We start from the raw sequence: 10,883 nt of genomic DNA, 5'->3' as shown, positions 1-10,883 counted from the left end.
AGGAAGACCGTGGAATTCCTCGTCAACATCCAGATCTCATGGCCCGAGGGCATGGACCCCGCCCGCAAGGAGGCCGTTTCCGAAGCGGAACGCCTGCGCGCGGCCGACCTCGTCGCCGCCGGTCACCTCGTCCGCATGTGGCGCGTACCCGGCCGCACCGAGAACTGGGGCCTGTGGCGGGCCGCCGACCCCACCGAGATGCACACCATCATCTCCTCGCTACCGGTGTGGCCCTGGATGGACGTCACCGTCCACGCCATGGCCAGCCACCCGGTCGACCCCGGCCCCGGCACGCCACCGGCCCGCCGCGAGACCGACGGGGCCTGAGGAGTCCGGCGCCCGGGCGGCGTCACCGCCCGGGCGCCGGACGCTCCGGGGCCGGCGCGCCGGTCGCCCCCGCATGCAGGTGTTCGAGGGCGTCCAGGACGGTGGTGCGTCGGTACCACGACAGCCAACGCCCCACGGCGGTACCGGTCTCCTGGAGGGCACCGAGCTGCCCGGGGGACGGGCCGGCCAACGGCCGGGAGTGGTGCGAGGAGACCATGCCCACGAGCGCGCCGAGCGGGCTCACCAGCGGGACGCTGTGACAGGCACGACTCCCGGCCCGCAGGATGACCCGCCGGGAGTCCTCGTCGAACAACTCCTCCGTGCCCACCTCGCGGACGGTGACCTGTCGCCGCTCCCGGGCCGCGTGCGCACAGGAGGTGGTGGGGCCCTCCACGAAGGCGAAGTAGTCGGTGAACTGCCGGTCCAGACCGGTGTGCGCCGCCATCCTGAGGACACCGCCCTCCGCCAACTGGACGTTCCCCATGTCCGTCCCCGTGATCTCCAGGACGCGGTGCAGCGCACCCCTGAGGACGGCGGGCAGCTTCACCTGACCGTCCCCGTCGATCCGCCAGGGCAGCGGCGGCGGGACGTTGCGCGCCCGGCCGGGGAACCACACCTGCGCCCCGGGAGCGGGCCCGGGCACGCGCACCACGGCGTCGGCGAGGGTGTGCAGCTTGACGTTGTGGCGCTGCGACGCCGCGCGCAGCAACGCGAACGCCTCCTGCGGGGAGGCGAGGCGATAGCGCTCCAGCAGGACGTCCTCGGCCGCCGCGACCGCACCGCGCGCCAGGGTGCGGTTCCGCAGCTCGGCACGCTGCTCCTCGGAGGGGACGGTTCCGTTCCGTCGGTCTTCCTCGCGCTCGTGCGGGGGTTCACGGTCCGGTCTCTTCGGGGCTTCCTGGTGCATCGCTCGTCACTCCACGGGAGGCTGGGTTTGCGAGGGCGGTGCGGGGGCAGGTGCGCAGCAGGTGCTTCGGAAAGCAGGCACAACCGTGGGGCCCGGGGTCCACCCGGTGCGTGGGTGAGCCCTCGTTCGCGATCGGCCCCCCACGATACCGCCCCAGCCATGTGGTTCCGTGTGCCTGGAGTTGGCTCATGAGTACGTCGTCCGCTGTCCGCCCCACCCATCCCCACCAGGGGAAACGGCAGGTCCGGGGCCGGTGCCCCGAACCGGTCGCGGCCGGCGGGCCCGCCCTGTCGGTGGCCCCGGCCCAACCGCTGCGACCCACACCGGCCCCGGCGTGAGCGGGAGCCCGGCCTTCGTGCACCGCACGACCTTCGCCCCGCGGCCGGCGTCGGACCCGGTGTGGGCCACCCTCCGCATCGGGGGCGAGCTGGACGTCGAATCGGGTCCCGAGTTCGACCTCGTGGTCGAGCTCGTCCTGGCGTGCGGGCCGGCCGGCATCCGCATCGACCTGACCGACCTCCAACTCCTCGACTGCGCCGGTCTGCGACACCTGGAGGGGGCGGCCGTCACGGCGGCCCGCCGCAAGGTGGCCTTCTCCCTCTGCGGAAGCCGTCAGCCCCTCGTCGACCGGCTGCTCCGTCTCACGGGGTCCCCGCTGCTGCCTCCGCCGCCGGGCACCAGGGGCATCGACGGGGGCCCGGGCCTGACCGGCACCCTGTACGGCTACTGGGAACGCGTCCTGAAGCGGCCCGTGCTCACCCTCGCCGGTGGCACGGTCCTCGGCTCGCTCCTCGTGGCGGCGCTGGTCCAGGCGGACTGAGCGGGACCTGGCGCGCCGACGTGCCGTGGACCGCCGGCGCGGCGGGCGGACGAGGGATGCCGCCGACCGGCTCGTCCCGGCGGACACGGGCCGCAACCGGAACCGGCCGGGCGACCGGTTCCGGTTGCGGGACCGGCCGGGCGCCCGCCCGCGGGGCCCGGGTCGCGGTGAGCCCGCCCGCACCCGGCGCGGGCCCTCGCGCCCGCACGGGCCGCGGCGCCCGGGCTCAGCGGGGCGCGTGGAAGACGACCTCCGGGTTCGCCCGGGTCGGCCCGTCCAGGACGGGCCGGTGCGCGGCCCGCAGGTGCCGGTCGAGGAAGGCCGCGACATAGGTGCGGGTGAGCTCCACAGCCCGGTGACCCGGGAGGGCGCCGGGCGCGACGGGCCACCCGGGGACCTGAGCGGCGAGCACGGGCTCGTCGCTGAAGGTCGAGTGCTGGGTGCCGGTCACGGTGAGCCACCGCTTCCAGCCGTCCAGCCGCTGCCACGCCTCGTCCCAACTGGCGTCACCGCTGCCCGGCCCGGAGCCCTCGGCGCCCAGCAGCAGGAACGGCCGGCCGCCCAGCCCCTCCCGGGGGAGCGGCGTGAAGAACGTGCCGTCCATGTTCGCACCGGCGTCCACCCTCGGGTCCCGGGCCATCGTGCTCGCGGCCGAGGCCCCGCCGATGGAGTGCCCGACCATGCCGATCCGCGAAGCGTCGATCATCGCCGCGTACTTCCGGACGGCACCCGGGCCGGTCAGCCGGTCGAGGACGAACGACACGTCGCGGGCGCGCCCTTCGGTCACGGACGCGTGGGGGACCTCCCCGCTCTCCGTCTTCTGACAGGCGACGCACGGCAGCAGGCCCCGGCGGGGGAACTCGGTGGCCACCGACTCGTACGCGTGGTCCACGGAAGCCACGACGTACCCCCGGGAGGCCAGGTCCTCGGCGAGCATCGTCTGGGTCTTGCGCGTCGTTCCGAAGCCGGGGGAGAGGACCACGAGGGGGAACCGCCCCTTGGCCGGCTGCGCGTCCTGACGCGCCCAGCTGCGGGTACCGGCCAGCAGGTCCGCGCTGCCCGACGGCAGGCCGCTGCCCTCGGTCAGCGCCTGCGCCTCGGCGGTGCTCAGATACCGCTGTGCCCGGCCGCCGGTGTGCGCGCGGGCGGGGTGGTGCACGGACACCAGCAACTCCCGTGCCCCGGCACCCGGCACCCACGGGTCGTTACGGGACGGGTCGGTCAAGTGCAGGGTCGACACGCCCACGGAGTGGGGACCGGTGGGTCGGGAGAGCGTGACGGGCGCGGCCTTGCGGGCCGCGGCCGTCACGGCGGTGGTGTCGGCGCCGGACGGTGCGGCGGCCGCGGCCGCCTGGACGAGGGGCAGGGTCATGGACAGGGCGAGCAGCGCGGCCCCCGCACCGCGTCGGGTTCTGGTCATGCGGTCGACGCTAGACGGGAGCGGGGTGAGTGATCGTCAACTCCACAGCTGAAGCGCGGTCGTTCACAGGTCGGGCCCCGACCCCTGCCGCTCTCCTCCCTGGGGCCCACCCCCGGTCCACCTCCAGGCTGACCCGGAGGCGGCGCCGGACGCCGGCCCGGCGGTGCGCACCACGCGCCACCGTCAGTCGCCCGGGTGGAGCGCAGCGGGTGCCGGCCCCGTTCGCGTTGCGCTCGCCCCGCCACAGGTGACAATGAGGTTCCGGGCGGAGTCCCCCCGGGCGGACCGTACGGCCCGGTTGCGCCGGGTGCCGCCCCGCGGTAGCCCCGGGGGCCGCTCCTGCGCGGCCCCCGCCCCTGGAGGTCCCGATGAGCTTCTTCCTACCCGATCGCGAGGCCGTCCTGACGGCGTGCCGGGGGCTGGCGCTGTCCCACCCCGGGATCGGGGTGTGCCCGGACCCGCTGTACCTCCTGGCGACGCGGCCGGACCCGCGACGCAGGGTGGCGCTGGTCGCCGGGGGCGGCGCCGGACACGAGCCGCTGGACGTGGGGCTGTTGGGACGCGGCGGGCTGGACGCCGTGGTGCCGGGCCCGGTGTTCACCTCCCCGACGGGCGCTCAGGCGCAGGCGGCGGCCCGGGCCGCCGCCGAACTCGGCGGACGGGAACACGTCCTGCTGATCGTGAAGAACTACACCGGGGACCGGATCAACTTCGCCCTCGCGGCGGAGCGGCTCCGGGCCGCCGGGACCGGGGTCGCCGAGGTGGTGGTGGACGACGACCTCGCCACCGCCGGCACGGCCGAGGGCCGACGCGGAACGGCCGGCGTCCTGGTCGTGGAGAAGGTGCTGGGGGCGATGGCCGACCGGGGCGCCGGCCCACGGGCACTGGCCGACCTCGGTGCCCGGGTGGTGGCGGCCACGCGCAGCCTCGCGGTCTGCGCCCGCGCCCACACCTCCCCGGCCCTCGGATCGCCCGCGTTCGCCCTGCCGCAGGGCACCCTGGACTACGGCGTCGGCATCCACGGCGAGCGGGCGGCCCGCACCGCCCCGGCGTCCCGGCCCGTCGAGGACACCGTCCGTCACATGCTCGACGAACTGCTGGCCGGCCTCCCGCACCCCGGGACCGGGCCCGCGGAAGGGGTGATCGCGGTGGTGTCGGGGCTGGGCGGCACCGGTGAGCTGGAACTGAGGGCGGTCAGCGCGCTGGTCCACGAGGACCTGACCGCCCGCGGCGTACGGGTGCGCTCCCTGGCCGCGGGCGTCTACGCCACCGCACTGGACATGGCGGGGTTCAGCATCACCCTCACCCGACTGGCCCCCGGGTGGCTGGAGCTGTGGACGGCTCCCACGGACACCCCGCTGCGCCTGCCCCGCGCGGTGGACCCCGGGAGCACCCTGCTCACGCCCCCGACGGAGTTCCGCGGTGCTCCGCCCGACGCGCCGCCCTCCGGCGGACCCCGGGCGGTGGGCGCCTTCCTGGAGGAACTGCACCGGATGTGCCGGGCGGCGCACGCCGACCTCACCGCCCTCGACCAGGCCTCGGGGGACGGCGACTTCGGCGACAACTTCTGCGGCGGCGTCACGGCCGCCGCACGCCGGGCCCGGGAGCACCGCATCGCGGGGCCGGCCGCGCTCGCCGACACGTTCCGTGACCGGGTGGGGGGCTCCAGCGGCCCGCTGTTCGGCGTCCTGTTCACCGCCCTGGAGCCCGTCGCCGACCGCACACCACCCGACGTCCGCCGGCTCGCCGCCGCCCTCGGCCAGGCACTCGCCCGGATCAGCGCCGTCGGCGGCGCCGTGCCCGGTGACCGCACCCTGCTCGACGCCCTCGCCCCGGCCGTGCGGTCCCTGGTCGCCGCGGCACCCAACACCCACGACCGGGCGGTGACCGCTGCGGCGCGCGCCGCCGTCGACGGCGCCCTCGCCAGCGCCGCGCTCCCCGCCCGCCGGGGCAGGGCCAGTTACACCGGCGCACACGGCACCGGCCTGCCCGATCCCGGCGCGGTCGCGGTCGCCCTGGTCCTCATCGCACTGGCACGCGTCCACGAACCGGGTCCGGCCGCCCTGCTGCCCGACCCCGCCCGGGTCACCCGGGCCGAGGTCCCCGGCTGACCCCGCACCGGGCGACGCCTCCGCCGGCCCGGGTGCCCGCCGCACCCCTGAGGTGGCGGGGTCCGGTCCCGCGCCGCACCATCGGAGGGACGACCGGGGGAACGCCGACCCGAGGAGGGCCCATGGCGCCCGAGGCCGACCCCGACGTCCTGCGCGCGCTGGTGGACCGCTACGACCGGCTCCGGAGCCGCGACGCCCTGATGGACTTCACGGCCCGCCCCGGGATCGAGGGCGCCGTCTACACGCTCTGCGTCCTGACCGGTGTCCGCGACGAGACGAAGGCCCTGGCCACGGCCCGCCGGCTGCTCACGCACCCGGACCCGTCCCGCTCCGCACACGCTCCCCGCGGTCCGGGCCCGGGCACGGCCTAGGACGCCCGGCCCCGGACCGCCGCCCGCCTGCCACCCGCCTCCCGCCGAGCCCGCCGGATTCCGGGCTCGATGCCCGGGGGAGCAGCCGGAGCCGATAGGTTCGACTCGGCGATGTAAGAGATTGTGAGAGACGAGAGGGGGTAGCGGGTGAGTGTGACACCGACGAACTCCCTGCAATACCGCGTGGACGGGCCGGACGACGCACCAACCCTGGTGATCGGCCCCTCCCTCGGTACCACGTGGCACATGTGGGATCGCCAGGTGCCGGAACTCTCCGGTCAACTGCGGGTGCTCCGCTTCGACCTGCCCGGACACGGAGGCGCGCCCGCCCGCCCCGCCGGCTCGGTGGGCGAGCTGTCCGACCGGCTGCTCGCCCTCCTCGACGAACTGGGCGTCCAGCGCTTCGGGTTCGCCGGCTGTGCGTTCGCCGGCGCGGTGGGCCTCGACCTCGCGCTGCGCCACCCGCACCGGGTGGCCTCGCTGGCGCTGATCGCCTCGTCCCCGAGGTTCGGCACCCCCGACGAGTTCCGTCAGCGCGGCGTCGTCGTCCGGACGAACGGCCTGGACCCGATCGCGCGTTCCTCGCCCGACCGCTGGTTCACCCCCGGGTTCGCGGCGGCGCAGCCCGCGATCACCGAGTGGGCCGTGCAGATGGTCCGCACCACCGACCCGGGCTGCTACATCGCCGCGTGCGAGGCGCTGGCCACGTTCGACGTTCGGGCCGCCCTCAGCCGGATAGGGGTGCCCACCCTGGTCCTCGTGGGCTCCGAGGACAAGGTCACCGGCCCCGCCGAGGCCCGGACCCTGGTCGCCGGGATCCCGGACGCCCGACTCGCCGTCGTCCCCGGCGCCTCGCACCTCGCCCCGGTCGAGCAGCCCGCGGCGGTCACCGACCTGTTGGTGCGGCACTTCGCCACCCCCTGGGGCGCCGCCACCGACGCGACCGGTCAGCACCGCGTGGTCAGCCAGGCGGCGCCCCCGGTCGCGGTCCCGCCGCCCGCCGCCGCACCGGTCGCCGCCATAGCTCCCGCCGCGGAACAGTCCGGCGGCCACCGGCTCGGCGACCGTTACGACGTGGGTCTGAAGGTGCGTCGGGAAGTGCTCGGCGACGCCCATGTGGACCGGACGCTCGCCGCCGCCGACGAGTTCTCCGAGGACTTCCAGCGCTTCGTGACCCGGTACGCCTGGGGCGACGTCTGGGACCGCCCGGGCCTCGACCGCAGGATGCGCAGCACGGTCGCGTTGACGGCGCTGGTGGCGGGCGGCCACCCCGACGAACTCGGCACCCACATCCGGGCCGCCCTGCGCAACGGGCTCACCCCCCGGGAGATCAAGGAGGTCCTCCTCCAGACCGCCGTCTACTGCGGGGTGCCCGCCGCCAACCGGGCCTTCAGGGTGGCGCAGGAGGTCATCCGGGAGGAGACCACGCCCCAGGAGTGAGCGGGCGTACCCGGCCGGGTGCCCGGGGCTGGGCCAGGATGGTCCCCATGAAGCTCACCAAGCAGACGCATTCCTGTGTCCGGCTCGACAAGGACGGCCAGCGCCTGGTCATCGACCCGGGTGGGTTCACCGAGGCGGACGCGGCGGTCGGCGCCACGGCGATCCTGGTCACGCACGAACACCCCGACCACTTCAGCGAGGAGCACCTGCGGGCCGCCCTGGACGCCGACCCGGCCACCACCGTGTGGACGCTGCGGTCGGTCGCCGACCAGCTCGCCGCGGCCTATCCGGGGCGGATCCGCACGGTCGGGCACGGTGACGCCTTCACGGCCGCCGGCTTCGACGTCCAGGTGCACGGGGAGTGGCACGCGGTGATCCACCCGGACATCCCGCGGGTCACCAACATCGGGTTCCTGGTCGACGGTGCGCTGTTCCACCCGGGGGACGCACTGACGGTGCCGGACCGGCCGGTGGACACGCTGATGCTTCCGGTGCACGCCCCCTGGAACAAGATCTCCGAGGTCATCGACTACGTCCGGGAGGTCGGTCCGCGCCGCGCGTACGACGTCCACGACGCCCTGCTCACCGAGCTGGCTCACCCCATCTACGACCGTCAGATCGGCGCGCTCGGGGGCGCCGAGCACCTGCGGCTGGCGCCCGGCGGCACGGTGGAGCTGTAGCGCACGGCGCTGTCACACCCGCCCGGTAGGTTGGGGGTCATGCGCATCGCCACCTGGAACGTGAACTCGATCACCGCACGGACCCCCCGCCTGCTGGCCTGGCTGGAGAGCACGGGGACGGACGTGCTGTGCCTCCAGGAGGCCAAGACCACCGAGGAGCAGTTCCCCACGGCCCCGCTGCGCGAGCTGGGCTACGAGGCGGCGGTCCACGCCACCGGCCGCTGGAACGGCGTCGCGGTGATCTCCCGGGTGGGCCTGACGGACGTGGTCAAGGGCCTCCCCGGCGATCCGGGGTACGAGGGCGTCCAGGAGCCCCGCGCCGTCGCGGCGACCTGCGGCCCGGTCCGGGTCTGGTCGGTGTACGTGCCCAACGGCCGTGAGGTCGACCACGCCCACTACGCCTACAAGATCCAGTGGTTCGAGGCGCTGAAGGCGGCCGTCGCGGGGGACGCCGGGGGCAGCCGCCCGTTCGCCGTCCTCGGTGACTACAACGTCGCCCCGGCCGACGAGGACGTGTGGGACATCGGTGCCTTCGCGGGGGCCACCCATGTGACCCCCGCCGAGCGCGCCGCCCTCGCCGCGCTGCGCGGGACGGGCCTGTCCGACGTGGTCCCGCGCCCCCTGAAGTACGACCACCCGTACACGTACTGGGACTACCGCCAGCTCTCGTTCCCGAAGAACAGGGGCATGCGCATCGACCTGGTGTACGGCAACGAACCCTTCGCGAAGGCCGTCTCCGACGCCTACGTCGACCGTGAGGAGCGCAAGGGCAAGGGCGCGTCCGACCACGCCCCCGTCGTCGTGGACCTCGACCTCTGAGGGCGACCTGACGGCGACCTGACCGGGCCCGACCGCCGGTGCGCCGGCGAGCCGGGCTCAGGGGCCGAGCGTCCGCAGGTCCACCGAGTCCGCCATCGCGACCAGCCCCGGATCGTTGGGGTGCAGATGGTCGCCGCTGTCGTACGCGGGGAGCAGCCGCTCGGGGCGTTCGGGGTCCCGCAGCACCCGGTCGAGGTCGAGCAGTGCGTCGAAGCGTCCCGGGTCGGCGCGCAGCGCCGCGTTGGCGGCCCGGCGCCGGGCGTCGACGGCGGGGGTGCAACGGTCCTCGCCGCCGCACGGCGCTATCGTCGACACGACCGTCCGCAGACCCCGCTCCCGTGCCCGCGCGGCGATCTCCCGCAGCCCGGCGACGACCTCGTCCGTGGTGGCTCCCCACCGCAGGTCGTTGACCCCCTGGAAGACCAGCACGGTCCGTGCCGAGGTCTGCGCGAAGGCGTCCCGGTCCAGTCGGTTGAGGACGCTCACCCCCGACGAGTCGCCTGACTCCCCGTCCCCCGGATAGCGGTCGGAGACCACGCGGTTGGCGGAGATCGCCTGGTTGAGCACGCCGTACCGGGGGACCGCGCGCTGCCGCTGCAAGCGCGCCGAGAGCAGGTCCGTCCAGCGGCGCTGGGTGTCCCGGGTCCGTCGGGAGCCGTCGGTGACCGAGTCCCCGATCACCACCACCGACCCGGGGCCGCCGCTCACGTCGACCCCGGTCAGCAGCGGCCAGAACGTGATCGTCTTCGGGTACGCGGTGCCCCGTGCCGTACGGGTGCGGTCACCGGGTTCGCTGACGTAGGAGGTCTGCGCGGCCTCCCGGTGCAGGGGGGCCGCGCGGACCGTGCCGGGCAGGTGGAAGCTGACCAGCAACTCGGTCTGCGGCCGGACGTCGAGCTCCACGGGGTCGCTGAAGACCTGGGCCCCGGCCGGGACCTCGACCCCGCCGCGCCCGCCGAAGGTCACCGGCACCGGACGCCCCCGCGCCGCGGCACCGGTCGCCCGCGGGGCCACGCTCGCCGCTCCGATCCGGACCGGTGCCCGGGCGAAGGTGTTGTCGAACCGCAGGCGGAGCCGGGGCCCGCCCACCGTGGTCCGCGTCACCAGCCGCAGGGTGCGGTCGGTCCAGGGGCCCACCGGGGCGTAGGTGCCGGTGGCGGCCGACCAACTGCCGGTCCAGCCGTCCGCGGTGGGCCGCACCCCGAGGGCGAACACGTGCAGATCGGGTCCGGACGGGTCGTCGCGCGGCAGCGTCACCGAGGCGATCGCGGCTCCGCTGCGGAGCGGAACGCTGACGGCGTACAGCCGGGACCGCTCCTCGACCTGCCCGGCCGGCTTGTTCACCCGGGGGAGCGCCAGGGCCTTCGCCGCGAGGGACCCGCGCCGCCAGTCGGGTGCGCTCAGCCGGAAGGGGGCGCTCACCCCGTCCCGGTAGTGCACGGTGCCGGTGCCCGTCGCGGTGCCCCGGGTGCCGGCGACCAGCAGGACCAGCGCCTCGCCCGCCCCGTCGACCAGCACCGACTGCCCGTCCGCCCGTACGTTGTCGAAGCCCTCCGGGGTGGGGTGCGGCCAGGTCAGCGGGGTGCCCGCCAGGGTCAGGGTCCGTCCCGGGGTCCACCCCGCGGCTGCCAGGTCGCCGGCGGACAGGGAGGAGCCGGAGCCGTCGAAGTCGGCGTACTGACGGCGCGCGTCGTGACTGACGCCCCGGTTGTCGAGCAGTCGCGCCAGGGGGAGCGGTGCCCCGGCGGCGCGGGTGCCCGGTGTGCCGCCCGCCGAGGCCGCGGCCCCCGGTCCCGGGACGGTGCCCACCACGGCCGGCGTCATCGCCGACACGACGGCGAAGAACACGGTCGCCGTCCGCATCGGCCACCGTCTGGCGGTGGCGTGATGGGTGGACCACACGAGGGGGCGGGCTCCTTCACTCTCGACGGCGTCGGGAAGCCGCAGGTGAACGCCGCACCCGGGCCCGTCACGGTCCCGTTGACGCT

At 75.5% G+C, this 10,883-nt stretch carries 10 protein-coding genes; 7 read left to right on the top strand and 3 right to left on the bottom strand.

Features of this window, described 5'->3' with window-relative positions; genetic code table 11:
- Positions 1 to 9: 9 nt before the first annotated feature.
- Entirely contained in the window at positions 10 to 327 is a 318-nt protein-coding gene (locus ACFYOU_RS20985; protein ID WP_389763435.1) for a muconolactone Delta-isomerase, read from the top strand.
- A 22-nt stretch (positions 328 to 349) separates the two neighbouring features.
- Here the strand turns inward: ACFYOU_RS20985 and ACFYOU_RS20980 are convergent, their stop codons facing one another.
- Positions 350 to 1,234: an ANTAR domain-containing protein gene (locus ACFYOU_RS20980; RefSeq protein ID WP_391307456.1), complete on the bottom strand. Its 885-nt coding sequence runs from the start codon at positions 1,232 to 1,234 to the stop codon at positions 350 to 352.
- A gap of 334 nt (positions 1,235 to 1,568) precedes the next feature.
- Here ACFYOU_RS20980 and ACFYOU_RS20975 point away from each other — a divergent pair, with 334 nt between their 5' ends.
- The gene (locus ACFYOU_RS20975; protein ID WP_391307454.1) at positions 1,569 to 2,054 is read left to right on the top strand and encodes an STAS domain-containing protein; all 486 of its coding nucleotides are present in this window, start codon (positions 1,569 to 1,571) and stop codon (positions 2,052 to 2,054) included.
- Positions 2,055 to 2,280: 226 nt separating this feature from the next.
- Here the strand turns inward: ACFYOU_RS20975 and ACFYOU_RS20970 are convergent, their stop codons facing one another.
- A complete protein-coding gene (locus ACFYOU_RS20970) occupies positions 2,281 to 3,474 on the bottom strand; it encodes an alpha/beta hydrolase family protein (protein ID WP_391307452.1) in 1,194 nt (397 codons plus the stop codon).
- Positions 3,475 to 3,842: 368 nt separating this feature from the next.
- Here ACFYOU_RS20970 and ACFYOU_RS20965 point away from each other — a divergent pair, with 368 nt between their 5' ends.
- The 5 genes from ACFYOU_RS20965 (at position 3,843) to ACFYOU_RS20945 (ending at position 8,895) form a co-directional block, all read left to right on the top strand.
- A complete protein-coding gene (locus tag ACFYOU_RS20965; protein WP_391307451.1) occupies positions 3,843 to 5,585 on the top strand; it encodes a dihydroxyacetone kinase subunit DhaK in 1,743 nt (580 codons plus the stop codon).
- Positions 5,586 to 5,707: 122 nt separating this feature from the next.
- Positions 5,708 to 5,956 (top strand): DUF5133 domain-containing protein, encoded by a 249-nt coding sequence (locus ACFYOU_RS20960; protein ID WP_391307450.1) that lies wholly within the window; start codon positions 5,708 to 5,710, stop codon positions 5,954 to 5,956.
- A 147-nt stretch (positions 5,957 to 6,103) separates the two neighbouring features.
- Positions 6,104 to 7,396 carry a 4-carboxymuconolactone decarboxylase gene (gene pcaC / locus ACFYOU_RS20955; RefSeq protein ID WP_389763423.1) on the top strand — a complete coding sequence of 431 codons (1,293 nt, stop codon included), beginning with the start codon at positions 6,104 to 6,106 and terminating at the stop codon, positions 7,394 to 7,396.
- A gap of 47 nt (positions 7,397 to 7,443) precedes the next feature.
- The gene (locus tag ACFYOU_RS20950) at positions 7,444 to 8,076 is read left to right on the top strand and encodes an MBL fold metallo-hydrolase (protein WP_391307448.1); all 633 of its coding nucleotides are present in this window, start codon (positions 7,444 to 7,446) and stop codon (positions 8,074 to 8,076) included.
- Positions 8,077 to 8,115: 39 nt separating this feature from the next.
- Positions 8,116 to 8,895, top strand: a complete 780-nt coding sequence (locus tag ACFYOU_RS20945; protein WP_391307446.1) for an exodeoxyribonuclease III — start codon at positions 8,116 to 8,118, stop codon at positions 8,893 to 8,895.
- Between the two features lie 57 nt (positions 8,896 to 8,952).
- Here ACFYOU_RS20945 and ACFYOU_RS20940 read toward each other — a convergent pair whose 3' ends face one another.
- A complete protein-coding gene (locus ACFYOU_RS20940) occupies positions 8,953 to 10,758 on the bottom strand; it encodes a GDSL-type esterase/lipase family protein (RefSeq protein ID WP_391307660.1) in 1,806 nt (601 codons plus the stop codon).
- Positions 10,759 to 10,883 lie beyond the last annotated feature (125 nt).

The organism is Streptomyces sp. NPDC005955, from assembly GCF_042871255.1.
Lineage (GTDB): Bacteria > Actinomycetota > Actinomycetes > Streptomycetales > Streptomycetaceae > Streptomyces.
This window is presented reverse-complemented; position numbering and strand designations above follow the sequence as displayed.